Source organism: Pelomonas parva (genome assembly GCF_043555835.1).
GTDB classification, from domain to species: domain Bacteria; phylum Pseudomonadota; class Gammaproteobacteria; order Burkholderiales; family Burkholderiaceae_C; genus Pelomonas; species Pelomonas parva.
Genome location: NZ_JBIGHV010000005.1, coordinates 231,655 through 246,008, shown reverse-complemented (window position 1 = coordinate 246,008; position 14,354 = coordinate 231,655). Strand labels below are relative to the sequence as shown.

Sequence of the window (14,354 nt, the reverse complement as noted above, 5' to 3'; positions counted from 1 at the left end):
GCGGATCACGTCCGGGCCTGCAGTTCGCCGAGGTAGAACGCTTCGATACGCGCTGCCGCCGTGTCGATGGAATAGGCCGTCAGGTCATGACTGCGGCGCCCTGGCCGGGTCGTGCCGAGCAAGGCCAGCGCCGCCTTCAAGGCGCTGCAGTCACCGACCGGCACCAGCGGCTGGCAAAGGCTTTGCTCGAAAAGCTGCCCGCCCTCGCTGGCCGTGGCGACGATCGGCAGGCCGGCGGCCATGGCCTCCAGGAAAACCAGGCCGAAGGGCTCCGACGTGGCCGCGCTGACGAAGGCGTCCATCGCACTGAACCAGTCCTGCGGCCGGGCCACGAAGCCGGGCATGACGATGTCGGCGGATGCCTTGCGACGCAGCCTGGCCCACTCGGCACCGCCGCCGACGATGACCAGGCGCGTGCCCGGTGGCCGCGCCGCCTGATACGCGTCGATCAGCGTGTCCAGGCCTTTGCTGGCCTCGCAGCGGCCCAGCGCGCCGATGACGAAGTCGCCGTCGGCGATGCCGGCATCGGCCCGCACACGGGCGCGTGCAGCGGGGTCGAACGGGCCGGCGGCCGTCCAGTTGTCGATCTGCCGCGTGTGCTGCAGGCGGGCCTCGGGCATGCCGGCGAGCTGCCAGGGAGCGATCGCGATCAAGGCATCGAGGTCGTCATGCTGGTTCGGCTTGTAGCGGATGTGCAGCGTCGCGACCCGCAGCCCCGCCTTCCTGCGCCCATGCAGTGCGCGGCAGCCCAGGCTGAGGTGGGCATGGGCCACGTCGGGCGCCTCCGCATCGACCGCGCGCCGCGCCGCCCAGATCGCCAGCGGCCGCCAGCCGCCAACCAGCACGCGCCGCACGCGCGCATCGAGCCGGTGGGCGATGGCATCGGGCCGCGGCTCGGCGCCGCGCTTGTGCAGCACCACCACCACCTCATGCCCGGCCGCCGCCTGCGCATTGGCCAGCTCCACGGCGTAGCGTTCGGAGCCGGCAAAACGAGGGGTCAGGAGCAGGTGGACGATTTTCATGGGCGGGCGTTGGCCGGGCTGCGCGGCAGTATAGGAAGGCCTCGCTTCGCGGCCCGATGACGCAGACGACAATCCGCGCTCATGTCCGCTGATGCCCGCCCCGATTCGTCGCCCACGCCATCCGTGGCCCGCCGCCTGCGCCAGTTCGTCTACCCGCACCGCTGGGGCGCCGTGCTCACCGTGCTGGCCTATATCGGCGTGGCAGCCACCGAGCCGTTGATCCCCAAGCTGGTCGGCTATGCCTTCGGCGATGGCTTCACGGCGGACGCGTTTCCGCTGTGGATGGTGCCGGTCGTGCTGATCGGCCTGTACGTCATCCGCGGCGTGTTCGGCTTTCTCGGCCAATACCTCTTCAACTGGACGCTGACACGCACGGTGGTGGACTTCCGCGCCGCGCTGGTCAGCGCGCTGCTGCGGCTGGACGCGCAGGTCTACACGCGCATGCAGCCCGGCACGGCGGTCAGCAAGGTCGTCAACGACCCGCAGCAGATCATCCATCTGGTCGCCAATGTGGGCTTGAGCGTGCTGCGCGACGGCCTGCCGGCGCTGGCGATGATCGGCTTCCTCTTCTATCTGAACTGGCAGCTGACGCTGCTCAGCCTCATCGTCACGCCGCTGATGGCCCTGGTCATGAAGAAGGTCAACCAGCGCATGCGGACCATGTCCACGCGCGCCTACGACTCGCAGCTGCTGCTGGTCAACCGCGTCGACGACATGACGCGGGCCTGGCGCGTGGTGCGCCAGTTCGGCGCGGCCGCGCATGAGCGGGAGCGCTTTGCGGAGGTGTCCCAGACCGTGCGCCGCAATGACCTCAAGACCGCCGCCGCCGGCGCGCTGGCCCAGCCGCTGTCGCAGTTCGTCGCCAGCATCGGCCTGTCCTTCATCATCTGCGTGGCGCTGTGGCAGGCGCGCGCGGACAACACCGGCGTCAAGGCCTTCGCCGAGTTCGTCACGGCGCTGATGCTGCTGACCTCGCGGCTGCGCCATCTGTCCGACCTGGCCGCGCCGCTGACCCGCGCCTTCGTCATCGCCAAGGGCTGCTTCGAGCTGATGGATGCGACCAAGGAAGCCGATGCGGGCACGCACGAGCTGGCCGCGCCGGCGCAGGGAGAGCTGGTCATGGAGGACGTGGGCCTCACCTACCCCGGCGCCAGCCAGCCGGCGCTGAACGGCCTCAGCCTCGCCTTCGCCGCCGGCCGTACGACGGCGCTGGTGGGCGCCTCGGGCGCGGGCAAGAGTTCCATCATCCATCTGCTGCTGGGCTTCGGCCGGCCGGACGCCGGGCGCATCACGCTGGACGGCACCGACATCGAGACGCTGACACGCCTGTCCCTGCGCCGCCAGTTCGCCGTCGTCTCGCAGGACATCGTGCTGTTCGACGACTCGGTGGCCAACAACATCGCCTACGCCCAGCCGCGCGACGACGCCCGGCTGGAGCAGGCGCTGCGCGCGGCCCACCTGTGGGACTTCGTGCAGACGCTGCCGGAGGGCGTCGAAACGAATGTCGGCGCCAACGGCAGCAAGCTGTCCGGCGGCCAGCGCCAGCGCCTGGCCATTGCGCGCGCGCTGTACAAGGACGCGCCGGTCTGGATCTTCGACGAGGCCACCTCGGCGCTGGACACCGAGAGCGAGCGCGCGGTGCAGCAGGCATTGGCCGCCTGGTCGGGCCGCAAGACGCTGATCGTCATCGCCCACCGCCTTTCCACCATCCGCGACGCCGATGCGATCCATGTGATGGGCGCGGGCAAGTTGGTCGAGACCGGCACTCACGCCGAGCTGCTCGCGCGTGACGGCGCCTATGCCGCCATGGTGCGGGCGCAGGCCGGCGAATCATGAGGCGCCGCAGCCTGTTGCTGTGGGCGGCGACGCCCGCCCTGGCTCAACAGGCCGAGGTCGAGGCGAACACGGCCAAGCGCGCCCAGCTCGAATCCCTGCCCGGCCTCGGGCCGGCTTTGGTTCAACGCCTGCTGGACGCGCGCCCGTTCGCGGACTGGGCCGATTTGATGAAGCGCGTGCCGGGCATACGCTCGGCCACGGCGATCAAGCTCTCGGGCGCCGGCCTGCGTGTGGCGGGTCAGGCCTACGGAGCTAGCGCATCCGGCTCCGGATGACCCCCATCAGCGGGCTGTCCAGCGGCACCCTGGCGCCCTTGCCCTGCTCCCGCAGGTAGTACACCTGGCCGGCGGGAAATGCGGGCGGGATTTCGTAGTCCATGCCTTCCCAGACGTCCTCGCGGAAGCTGTAGAAAGCCCAGTGCGCGCCGTGGCTGTTCAGCGTGTCGAGCACGTCAGCCAGGTAGGCGCCGCAATCTGTCCAGACGCGCACGCAGCCCAGCTCACCCGCCACCACTCGATTCGCCGGCACGCCGTTGGCCTTGGCCCACGCGAACGGCACGCCCAGGAACCGCTGCATCGCCGCCTTGTCGAAGCTCAGCGTCCTGCCGCCCCAGGTCACCTCGGCGCCGGGATAGCGCAGCTGCGGCTTGCGCTTGATCTGCGGAGCGCTGGTGAGGTTCCAGGGCTCGTACATGTGGAAGGCATAGAGCAGCTTCGCGTCCGTCAGCAGCGTCCAGTAGCTCAGGCTCCACGCATGCGCGTACCAGCCGCCGTCGAGCATCAACGGCGTGTCCGCATCGACCGCGCGGATCGCGGCGATCAGTTGCCCGTAGAACGCCGGCAGATCGCGTGTCGTGCCCTTGTGGGTGGCGTACCAGGCCTGGCGCACCTCGGGCGTGGCCTGTTCGTCCAGCCCCATGCCCTTCTCGGGCGTCGGCTCGTTGAGCAGGTTGTAGCCCGCCAGGGCCGGGTGGTCCTTGACGGCCACGGCCAGGTCGCGCCAGAAAGCGGCGGACTGCGCCCAGTACCGGCGGTCCTTCCAGAGCCGGTCGTCCTGCTTGTCCTGGTTGTGCTGCACCCAGCGGTTGCCGGGCAGGGACAGCGGCACCAGCACGACCTTGATGCCCGCCGCACCGGCCGCATCCATCGCCTGGCGCAGCAGCGCCAGGTCCTCCGCCGGAATGCCTCGGTAGTCGTCCGCATCGCCGATCAGGAAGTCGCGGCCCTGACCCTTCCACTTCGAGAAGGTCAGCCGCACCCACGTGGCGCCGGTGGCCCGGAGCGCACGGAAGTAGGCCTCGTCGGGCGGCTTGCCGTTGAAGCTGTTGCCGCCGTGGCGCGGTGTGTCCCAGAAGGCGATGTCGGCCGCCTGCGCCGGAACGGCAAGGAGCCCATACAGCAATGCAACCACAGAGGCGCAGAGACACAGAGACACCGGCTTGATTGAAGACCTCTGTGTCTCAGTGCCTCTGTGGTTGCCTTTGAATACCATTCAGACCCCCGCCGCAAAACCGGCCGAGCGTGTACGCCGCAGCACCGCCGGGTCGATCTGCGGCGCGCGCGCCGGCCAGCCGAAGAAGCGCTGCACCTCGGCCCGCTTGGCCAGCGTGTCGCTCATGCCCAGGTTGATCAGCTCGCCGATGAAGCTGGGTTCGAACAGCAGATAGCTCACCAGCGCTGAGCCGCTGGTCGTCTTGCCCTTGCCGCTGACGCCGAAGGCCCGCAGCATCGCGCGCACGGACTTGGGCAGGCTGGCCTGGTGCTCGCCGGCCAGGTCGTCCAGGCGGCGGCTGGGCGCAATGACGAGCAGCTCGATGGAGCGCAGCGCTGTCGCGGCACGCGCCTCGCGCGGCAGCAAGGCCAGCGTGCGGTTGATGCGGCGCAGCCGCTCCACGTCCACGGCCAGCGCGTCCAGGAAAATGTTCGACAGCGCATGGCCGGCGATCTGCGCCATGCTGGGATGCGCCTCGCCCGTGTCGACACGGCGGCCCTCGGGCTCCTTCATGCGGCCGGCGCCGATGACGAGCACGCGCTCGGCGCCCAGGTGCACGGCCGGCGAGATCGGCGCGCTCTGGCGCATGGAGCCGTCGCCGAACCATTCGGCAATGCCTTCCAGCTCCAGCGATTCGGCCGGGAAGATGAAAGGAATCGCCGCCGAGGCCATGAGATGACCCAGCGACAGCTGGGTCTGCACGGCCATGCGCTGTTCGCGCAGCCAGGGCACGATGTGGTGGCGTGTCTGGAAGAAGGTGACGTGCTGGCCCGAGCTGTAGCTGGAGCCGGTCAGCGCCAGCGCGCGCAGGTGGCCGCCGTCCAGCATGGCCTCGATGCGATCCATGTCCAGGTAGCGGCCCAGCAGCGTGCGCAGCGGTGTGTTGTCGAGCAGGCTGCGCGGGCGGCTGCGCGTCCAGCGGGCGAGGGCCCAGCCCAGGCTGATCATGCTCAGCCAGCGCGCGCCGCTCTTCACCGCCTCGAAGGCATCGGCGCGATAGATGCTCTCGACATGCAGGCCCTGCCAGAGATGCAGCAGGCCGTCGACGGCGGCGTCGAAGTCATCGGCATGGCAGGCCAGCGCCGACGCGTTGATGCCGCCGGCCGACGTGCCGCTGATGATGGGAAACGGATTGGCCGTCACGCCGGCATCGCGGCGCAACTGCGCGATGGCCGCCAGCACGCCCACCTGGTAGGCCGCACGCGCGCCGCCGCCGGTCAGGATCAGGCCCGTGACCGGCTGCGAGCGGATGAGCCCCGCGAGGGGTCTGGGCACGGCTTGCAGCATCGGGCGAAATCATCGCCGATGGCGGGCCTCATCCCACCTCGTAAATGACCTCAGCCGCGGCGCCCAGTTTGGCCATCGCCTCGTCGGCGGGCCAGAAGCGGCTGGCCTCGCCCAGCTCTACCAGCCAGCGTGCGCCGACCTTGTCGCCCTCGGGCTCGGCCTTGACCGACACGCGCACCGGCAGGCCGAGCTTGCGCGTGCCGCCCTCCTCCATCTCGACATCGCGCGGCGGAAAGCGCTCGACCAGTTCCTTGATCAAGCCCGCCGAACCTGCGTTGGCCAGCAGCAGGTGACGGCCGAACTTGGCACGCGCGGCGGCCAGGCCCCACACGGCCTGCACGTTCATGCGCAGGCCGCCGGAGAAGCGGTCGTTCTGCACCTTGCCCTGGGCAATGATCAGCTCGTCCTCGGCGAGCAAGTCCTTGTTGGCATTCAGCAGCTCCTCGTTGGCGACAGCCTCGATGGCGTCGCTCTTGTCATCGATCTTGAAGATGGCGACGCGGCCGCGCTGGCCGTTGATGACGCGCATGTCGCTGACGATGCCGGCCACCAGCGTGGGCTCGCGGCTGTCCTGCAGGTCGGCAATCTGGCGCTTGACGATGCGCCGTACCTCGGCCCCGCCGTGGTCGAACAGGTGGCCCGACAGATAGAAGCCGATCGCCGTCTTCTCCAGCGACAGCCGCTCCTTGATGCTCCATACGGCCGCGTCGACGAGGTCGGGCTCGACATGCGAGGCTGCGTGGGAGTCGCCGAAGTCGAACAGTCCGCCCTGGTCTGCATTGGCCTCCTGCGTCTCGGCATGCGTGTAGCCGCGACCGACGCTGGCCAGCAGCTTGTGACGCTCGGGGTTGAGGCTGTCGAAGGCGCCGGCCTTGATGAGCGCCTCCACAGCGCGCTTGTTGACCGACTTGCGATCCACGCGCAGGCAGAAGTCGTAGAAGCTCAGGAACGGCCCGCCGGCTTCGCGCGCCGCGACGATGGCCTCGATGGCTCCACGGCCCGTACCCTTGACGGCGCCCAGGCCGTAGTTCACCAGCCGATTGGTGATCGGCTCGAAGCGGTACACGCCTTTGTTCACGCAGGGCGACTGGAACTCGATGCCGAAGATCTTGGCATCGTTGAGCAACACCTTGAGCTTGTCGGTGTCGTCCATTTCGATGGTCATGTTCGCGGCGTAGAACTCGGCCGTGTAGTGCGTCTTCAGCCAGGCCGTGTGATACGACAGCAAGGCGTAGGCGGCGGCGTGCGACTTGTTGAAGCCGTAGCCCGCGAACTTCTCCATCAGGTCGAAGACCTCGTCGGCCTTCTCCTCGTTGATGCCCTTTTCCGCAGCGCCCTTGCGGAACATCGCGCGATGGGCGGCCATTTCATCGGCCTTCTTCTTGCCCATCGCGCGGCGCAGCATGTCGGCGCCGCCGAGGCTGTAGCCGCCCAGCACCTGGGCCGCCTGCATGACCTGCTCCTGGTAGACGAAGACGCCATAGGTCTCCTCCAACACCTGGCCCAGCAGCGGGTGCGGGTACTCGATGGTCTCCTTGCCGTGCTTGCGCGCGACGAAGGACGGGATCAGGTCCATGGGCCCCGGCCGGTACAGCGACACCAGCGCGATCAAGTCCTCGAAGCGCGACGGCTTGGCATCCTTCAGCAGACGCTGCATGCCGGGCGATTCAAACTGGAACACGCTCTCCGACAGGCCCTTGCCGAACAGGTCGAACACCTTCTTGTCGACCAGCGGCACATTGGCCCAGTCGAAGCCCTTGCGGTCCGGGTAGCGGGCGACGATGAAGTCCTTGGCCAGCTCCAGGATGGTCAGCGTCGCCAGGCCCAGGAAGTCGAACTTCACCAGGCCGATGGCCTCCACGTCGTCCTTGTCGAACTGGCTGACCGCGCTGGTGGAACCGGGCTGCTGGTACTGCGGGCAGAAGTCGGTGATCTTGCCCGGCGCGATCAGCACGCCGCCGGCATGCATGCCGATGTTGCGCACCATGCCTTCCACCTTGGCCGCGAGCTTGAGCAGCTCGGCCACTTCCTCGTCGCTTCTCTCGCGCTCCTCCAGCTCCGGCGCCTCGTGGCGCGCGTAGATCATCTTGGCCTTGTCGGGGTCGAAGTTCGGCGGCAGCTTGGCCAGCGTCACCGTCTTGCCCGGCGGCGCGGGGATGAGCTTGGCGATGCTGTCCACATGGCCGAAGCCCATGCCCAGCACGCGGCCGATGTCGCGCAGCGCGGCCTTGGCGGCCATGGTGCCGAACGTCGCGATCTGGCTGACCGCCGGGCGGCCGTACTTGTCCTTGACGTAGTCGATGACCCGGTCGCGGTTGCCCTGGCAGAAGTCGATGTCGAAGTCGGGCATCGAGACCCGCTCGGGGTTCAGGAAGCGCTCGAACAGCAGGTTGTACTTCAGCGGGTCCAGGTCCGTGATGAGCAGCGCGTAGGCCACCAGCGAGCCCGCGCCCGAGCCCCGGCCCGGGCCGACCGGGCAGCCGTTCTCCTTGGCCCAGCGGATGAAGTCCGACACGATCAGGAAGTAGCCCGGGAAGCCCATCTTGATGATGGTGTTCAGCTCGAAGTCCAGCCGCTCGACGTAGCGCGGCCGCTCCTTCTCGCGCTCGGCCTCGTTCGGGAAGAGGTGCACCAGCCGTCCGACCAGCCCCTCATGGCTCAGCTCGCGGAAATACTGCTCCATCGGCATGGGCGTGCCGTCATCCAGCAGCGGCGTCGGGAAGTTGGGCAGCTGTGGCTTGCCCAGCACCAGGCTCAGCGAGCAGCGGCGCGCGATCTCGACGGTGTTCTGGATGGCGCTCGGGATGTCCTTGAACAGCGCGCGCATCTGCGCCTGCGTCTTGAAGTACTGGCTGGGCAGGAAGCGCTTGATGCGCTTGGGGTTGGCCAGCGTCTCGCCCTCAGCCACGCAAACACGCGCCTCGTGGGCCTCGAAGTCGTCCTCGCCGAGGAACTGGATCGGGTGGGTCGCCACCACCGGCAGCCCCAGCTCGGCCGCGAGCGGCACGCTGGCCTGAACGAGCGCCTCCTGGCCGGGCAGGCCGGCGCGTTGCAGCTCGATGTAGAAGCGGTTCGGGAACACGGCCGACAGGCGCTGCCCCCAGTCCCGCGCCCGCGCCTTGTCGCCCTGCATCAGCGCCTGGCCCACGCCGCCATGCTGCGCGCCGGACAGGCAGATCAAGCCCTCGCCCAGCTCCACCAACCACTCCCACTTCAGGCAGGCCTGGTTGCGCTGCACGTTCTGAATCCAGGCGCGCGACAGCAGCTCACTGAGGTTGAGATAGCCCTGCTTGTCCTGCACCAGCAGCAGCAGCCGCGTGGGCGGCTTGTCGGTGGCCTCGGTCTCCAGCCAGCAGTCGGCGCCCAGGATGGGCTGCACGCCCTTCTTGCGCATCGCGCTGTAGAACTTGATGCCGCCGAAGAGGTTGGCCAGGTCGGTGATGGCCGCCGCCACCTGGCCGTCCGCAGCCGCCGCATCGGCGGCGTCATCGGTGCGCAGCGTGCCGTCGACGACCGAATACTCGGTGTGCATGCGCAGGTGGACGAAGGGAAGGTCTGGCGAATCTTGGACGGCGGTCTCGGGCATCGCGGCATTGTAGGAAGCCGCCCCGGCACCCACCCCGCCCGCCAACGCCACCGCGCTGTAAACGCTTCCGGCATAAAAGTTTAAGTATTACTTTTAAGTGATATCAACTCCTGAATCGGCGTTACCGCGAGGTTACGGCGCGGAAATAGTCATGTTTAATTTCTGCAGGCTGCACGACGAGGCGGCCGCCAACGACACCGGAGACAACCCATGTTCCTGACCCTGAAGCGCCTGATGCGCTTGGCCGCCGGCTGCGCCCTCGCGGCCGGCCTGGCCGCCAGCCACGCCGCCCCCTGGACGCTGACCGGCGCCATCGGCACCCACGATCCCCACCTCTACAAGACCAGCTCGACCTGGTGGCTGTTCGAGACCACCGACAACGGCGGGATCGGCGTCAAGTACTCCAGCAACGGCACGAGCTGGACCCAGGGCGGCCCCATCTTCAGCGGCGGCCTGGCCTGGTGGAGGAACTACCTGCCGAGCAACAAGACCGCCATGGTCTGGGCGCCCGGCTGCGGTGAGTACGGCGGCCGGGGCTATTGCTACTACGCCATCTCCAGCTTCGGCTCGCAGAAGTCGGCCATCGGCCTGACGACCTCGGCCGGCGGCATCGCGGCGGGCCAGTGGGTGGACCAGGGCGCCATCCTGACCTCCAAGGCCGGCGACGGCTACAACGCCATCGACCCGGCCTTCACGCTGGCCGCCAACGGCGACCCCTACCTGGTGTTCGGCTCGTTCTGGAACGGCATCTACATCACGCGGGTCAGCAAGGTGAACCTGAAGCCGCCCACCGGCGGCCTCGTCAACATCGCCCGCGACACGGCCAACGGCATCGAGAACGGCATGGTCGTGCGCCGCGGCAGCTGGTACTACCTGTTCGCCTCCAAGGGCGCCTGCTGCAAGGGCGCGAGCAGCACCTACTACATCACCGTCGGCCGCTCGACCTCGATCACCGGGCCGTACACGGACAAGGCCGGCAAATCGATGATGTCCGGCGGCGGCACCGTTATCGCGTCCAGCGGCTCGCGCTTCAAGGGCCCGGGCGGGCAGTCGCTGCTGGCCGACGGCTCGGTGATGGCCTGGCATGCCTACGACGCGAACAACAACGGCGCGCCGGTGCTGTTCATCGGCAATGTGACCTGGGGCTCGGACGGATGGCCGCAAGCGGTCTGGTGATCGCGCCGCCGGCGGCCCTGGTGCTGGGGGTCGCGCTGCTGGCCTGGGCGTGGTTGAGCCCGACCTCAGTCGATGCAGAGGCGCCGCCCCGGGCAGCGGTCGCCACGCTGGCGCCTGCCCTCGCGGACGCCGCGCCACCGCCGGCTGTGACCGTGCTGCCGGCGGCATCGCCCGCGCCAACCGAGACAGCCGTCATCGGCCTGCCCGGCCTGCTCGAAGCACCCGAGACCGAGCTGCGCGCCAGCCTGCTGGCCGCGCTTGCGCAGCGCGACCTGGGCGGGCGCCTCTATGCCCGAGCGCTGGCACGGCGCTGTGCCGACCTGGCCGCCCTTCAGACCATCAGCCAGCCCGACCGCAACGACGCCCGCCACCAGCGCGCCGTGGCGCGCCAGTCGGCGCTCGCGGCGGGCTGCAGCCAGTTCGCCAGCGCCGAGTGGCTGGCCTTCGTCAACGTGGCCGCCGACGAGCCCGGCGGCGACCCGCTGCTGGCCGTGCAGCAGTCCGACCTCGACGACGCCGCGCTGCTGCAGGCTGTCTTCGCGCGGCCCGACGCGCTGCTGCTGGATGAACTCGGCGAGCGCCTGTTGCTGCGCCGCATCGGCGGCGAAGCGGTGCTGTACTTCGACGGCCAGCGCTTCGATGACGAGGACGGCCGCGCCACCGCCCAGGCCGCGCTGCGCCTGCTGCCCTGCCAGTTCGGCCTGGCCTGCGACGAGCGTGACCCGGACGTCTGGTTGACTTGCCTGCGCGGCGACGGCTGCCATGGCTCGCGCGCCGAACGGGAGGCGCCTGCCGCACAGGCGCTGGCGGCGCGGCTGGCCCAGGCGCTGCGCGCACGCGATGGCAGCCGCTTCCTGCCGCCGCCCTGAAGATCGCGGGCGCCGCTAAGCTGCGCGCCCATGAAACACATCGCCCTCGCGCTGGCCACCGCCGGCCTGCTCTCCACCGCCCTGGCCGCACCGAAACCCGCCAAGCCATCGGCGCCCAAGAAGACGGCCCAGCAGATCCTGGCCGCCTCACCCGCCAGCCACTGGCGCGCGCTGGACCCCGAGAACACGCTGCTGATGGAGCTGGCGTCGGGGCAAGTCGTCATCGAGCTGGCCCCGCGCTTTGCGCCCGCCCATGCCGCCAACATCCGCGCGCTGGCCCGGGGCGGCTACTGGGACGGCCTGGCCATCCTGCGCGTGCAGGACAACTTCGTCACCCAATGGGGCGACCCCGACGGCGACGACACCGCCAAGGCCCGCGCCCTGCCCGCCGGCGCGAGCGCGAAGCTGCCGGCCGAGTTCTCAGTGCCGCTGGAGCGCGTCGGCAAGAAGGCCGGCTTTGCGCGGCTGCCGGACAAGGAGGGCTGGGCGCCGCGCACCGGCTTCGCCCAGGGCTTCCCGGTCGCAGCCGATCCCAAGACCGGCAAGGCCTGGCTGGCGCATTGCTACGGCATGGTCGGCGCCGGCCGGGGCGACGCGATCGATTCGAGCAACGGTGCGGAGCTGTACGCGGTCATCGGCCAGGCGCCGCGCGGGCTGGACCTGAACATCACCCTCATCGGCCGCGTGCTCAAGGGCATGGAGCTGCTGTCCGCCCTGCCCCGTGGCACGGCGGCCATGGGCTTCTACGACAAGCCGGAGCAGCGCACCGGCATCCAGCGTGTGCGCCTGCTGGCCGAGGTGCCAGCGGACGAGCGGCCCGCGCTGCAGGTGCTGAAGACGGAGTCCCGCACCTGGACGCAGCTGCTCGACGCACGCCGCTTTCGCAGCGGCTGGTTCGTACACAGCCCGGGCTACATCGACGTCTGCAGCGCGGCCGTCCCCACCCGGCCGACGCCTCAAGCGCCCAAGTAGAGCGCCACGCGGTAGGTGATGAACGACGCCAGGTAGGCCAGCGCAAACAGGTAGCCCGCCGCTGCCAGCGCCATCTTCACGCTGCCTGTCTCGCGCTTGATGGTGGCCAGAGTGGCCAGGCATTGCGGCGCAAACACGAACCAGGCCAGCAGCGACAACGCGGTCGCGAAGCTCCAGGTCTGCGCGATCAGCGGCGCCAGCGCGCCGGCGGTGTCGTCGCCGGTGGCCGACAGTGCATAGACCGTGCCCAGCGCACTGACCATCACCTCGCGCGCCGCCAGGCCCGGCACCAGCGACAGGCTGATCTGCCAGTTGAAGCCCAGCGGCTCGAAGATGACGGCCAGGCCGCGGCCCAGGGCTCCGGCGATGCTGTACTCGATGGGCGCGCCCGTGGCGCCAGCCGGCGGCCCGGGGAAGCTGGACAGCAGCCACAGCGCGATGGTCATCACAAGGATGATGCCGCCCACTCGCCTGAGAAAGATGACAGCGCGCTGCCACAGACCGATCGCGACGCTGCGCGGATACGGCCAGTGGTAGGCCGGGAGCTCCATCATCAGCGGCCGCACATCGCGGCCGGCGCTGCCCAGGCGCTTGATGACCCAGGCCACCACCAGCGCGCCGACGATGCCGGCCAGGTACAGGCCGAACAGCACCAGGCCTTGCAGCTCGAAACCACCAACCTCGCGGTTGGGCACGAAGGCCGCGATCAGCAGCGCATAGACCGGCAGCCGCGCCGAGCAAGTCATCAGCGGCGCAATCATGATGGTGACCAGCCGGTCGCGCGGATTGGCGATGGAGCGTGCGGCCATGATGCCGGGGATGGCGCAGGCGAAGCTGGACAGCAGCGGGATGAAGCTGCGGCCCGACAGGCCCACGCTGCCCATCAGCCGGTCCAGCAGCAGCGCCGCGCGCGGCAGGTAGCCCGACTCCTCCAGCACGAGGATGAAGAAGAACAGGATCAGGATCTGCGGCAGGAACACCACCACGCCGCCCAGGCCGGCAACGACGCCGTCGACGAGGAAGCTGCGCAACAGGCCCTCGGGCAGCCAGCCCCCCACCTGCTCGCCCACCCACGCAGTGGCCGACTCGATCCAGCCCATCGGCGCCTCGGCCCAGGCGAACACGGCCTGGAACAGGAAGAACAGCAGCACGGCCAGGATCAACGAGCCGGCCACCGGGTGCAGCAGCACGCGGTCAGCGCGGTCGCTGGGCAGCTCGGGCAGCTCGTTGGCCAGGCCCAGGCCGCCCAGCAGCACGTTGATGGCGGCCTGGTCGTCCACGCCCGGCTCGGCGCTGGCGGGCACGGCCTGCCAGGCCTCGGGCCGGTCCAGCACGGCGCTCAGCTCGTCCAGGCCTTCCTTGTGGATGGCCACCGTGCGCACCACCGGCACGCCAAGGGCAGCGCCCAACTTCGCCGGGTCCACGTGGATGCCACGCTTGGCGGCCAGGTCGGCCATGTTCAGCGCCACGACCACCGGCAGGCCCAGCCGGCGCACGGCTAGCAGCAGGCGCAGGTTGCGGCGCAGGTTGGTGGCGTCCAGCACGCAGACGACCAGGTCCGGTCGCTTCTCGCCCTTGGCGCGGCCGGCCAGCACGTCGCAGGTGACGCGCTCGTCCGGCGAGCGCGGATGCAGGCTGTAGGTGCCGGGCAGGTCCAGCAGACGCAGCGTCTTGCCGGCGGCTGAAATGAGGCGCCCCTCCTTGCGCTCGACGGTGACGCCGGCGTAGTTGGCCACCTTCTGGTGGCTGCCGGTCAGGCCGTTGAACAGGGCCGTCTTGCCGCAGTTGGGGTTGCCGACGAGGGCGACCAGCTTGCCGCCGGGGTGAAAGTGGACGACGGACTCAACCATGACGCGGCGTCACGGCGATGCATTCGGCCTCGGCATGGCGCAGCGCGAACGTCGACTGCCCGACGCGCACGACCAGGTTGCCCGTGCGGTCGGCGCCCCGGCGCAGCACGCGCACCGGCTCGCCAGGCATGAAGCCCAGGTCGGACAGCCAGGACGCCCACTCCGGCGAATGCGCGGGCGCGCTGACCTGCTGGACGGTCAGCGCCTGCCCGGCGGGGGCGGCGGCGAGGCTGGAAGGCAACGGCTCGGACATGGCGGGCGGGTC

Annotated in this window: 11 protein-coding genes; 5 read left to right on the top strand and 6 right to left on the bottom strand. The window is 69.6% G+C overall.

Annotated features, from left to right (window positions below; genetic code table 11):
- Positions 1-5: 5 nt before the first annotated feature.
- Positions 6-1,022: a glycosyltransferase gene (locus ACG00Y_RS14905; protein ID WP_394480106.1), complete on the bottom strand. Its 1,017-nt coding sequence runs from the start codon at positions 1,020-1,022 to the stop codon at positions 6-8.
- A gap of 81 nt (positions 1,023-1,103) precedes the next feature.
- Here ACG00Y_RS14905 and ACG00Y_RS14900 point away from each other — a divergent pair, with 81 nt between their 5' ends.
- Together ACG00Y_RS14900 and ACG00Y_RS14895 are read left to right on the top strand one after the other, a co-directional pair.
- Positions 1,104-2,858: an ABC transporter ATP-binding protein gene (locus ACG00Y_RS14900; RefSeq protein ID WP_394480104.1), complete on the top strand. Its 1,755-nt coding sequence runs from the start codon at positions 1,104-1,106 to the stop codon at positions 2,856-2,858.
- Positions 2,855-3,133: a ComEA family DNA-binding protein gene (locus ACG00Y_RS14895; RefSeq protein ID WP_394480101.1), complete on the top strand. Its 279-nt coding sequence runs from the start codon at positions 2,855-2,857 to the stop codon at positions 3,131-3,133. Before ACG00Y_RS14900 ends, ACG00Y_RS14895 begins: the two co-directional genes overlap by 4 nt.
- Here the strand turns inward: ACG00Y_RS14895 and ACG00Y_RS14890 are convergent.
- The 3 genes from ACG00Y_RS14890 to dnaE form a co-directional block, all read right to left on the bottom strand.
- Positions 3,111-4,268 carry a glycoside hydrolase family 5 protein gene (locus ACG00Y_RS14890; RefSeq protein ID WP_394480099.1) on the bottom strand — a complete coding sequence of 386 codons (1,158 nt, stop codon included), beginning with the start codon at positions 4,266-4,268 and terminating at the stop codon, positions 3,111-3,113. The genes ACG00Y_RS14895 and ACG00Y_RS14890 overlap by 23 nt on opposite strands.
- Positions 4,269-4,349: 81 nt before the next feature.
- The gene (locus ACG00Y_RS14885) at positions 4,350-5,636 is read right to left on the bottom strand and encodes a patatin-like phospholipase family protein (RefSeq protein WP_394480097.1); all 1,287 of its coding nucleotides are present in this window, start codon (positions 5,634-5,636) and stop codon (positions 4,350-4,352) included.
- A gap of 28 nt (positions 5,637-5,664) precedes the next feature.
- Positions 5,665-9,222 (bottom strand): DNA polymerase III subunit alpha, encoded by a 3,558-nt coding sequence (gene dnaE / locus ACG00Y_RS14880; RefSeq protein ID WP_394480095.1) that lies wholly within the window; start codon positions 9,220-9,222, stop codon positions 5,665-5,667.
- A 210-nt stretch (positions 9,223-9,432) separates the two neighbouring features.
- Between dnaE and ACG00Y_RS14875 the strand changes: the two genes are divergently transcribed.
- Genes ACG00Y_RS14875 through ACG00Y_RS14865 form a run of 3 tightly spaced genes read left to right on the top strand, consistent with a single transcriptional unit; the run spans position 9,433 to position 12,239 of the window.
- Complete coding sequence (locus tag ACG00Y_RS14875) at positions 9,433-10,398, top strand: glycoside hydrolase family 43 protein (RefSeq protein ID WP_394480093.1); 966 nt, start codon at positions 9,433-9,435, stop codon at positions 10,396-10,398.
- Positions 10,377-11,267: a hypothetical protein gene (locus ACG00Y_RS14870; protein ID WP_394480091.1), complete on the top strand. Its 891-nt coding sequence runs from the start codon at positions 10,377-10,379 to the stop codon at positions 11,265-11,267. Before ACG00Y_RS14875 ends, ACG00Y_RS14870 begins: the two co-directional genes overlap by 22 nt.
- Positions 11,268-11,297: 30 nt before the next feature.
- On the top strand, positions 11,298-12,239 hold the full coding sequence (locus tag ACG00Y_RS14865) for a peptidylprolyl isomerase (protein WP_394480089.1): 942 nt from the start codon (positions 11,298-11,300) through the stop codon (positions 12,237-12,239).
- Here the strand turns inward: ACG00Y_RS14865 and feoB are convergent.
- Both feoB and ACG00Y_RS14855 read right to left on the bottom strand, forming a co-directional pair.
- Complete coding sequence (gene feoB / locus ACG00Y_RS14860) at positions 12,224-14,089, bottom strand: ferrous iron transporter B (RefSeq protein WP_394480087.1); 1,866 nt, start codon at positions 14,087-14,089, stop codon at positions 12,224-12,226. The two genes, ACG00Y_RS14865 and feoB, sit on opposite strands and share 16 nt — an antisense overlap.
- A complete protein-coding gene (locus ACG00Y_RS14855) occupies positions 14,082-14,342 on the bottom strand; it encodes a FeoA family protein (protein ID WP_394480085.1) in 261 nt (86 codons plus the stop codon). Before ACG00Y_RS14855 ends, feoB begins: the two co-directional genes overlap by 8 nt.
- Positions 14,343-14,354 lie beyond the last annotated feature (12 nt).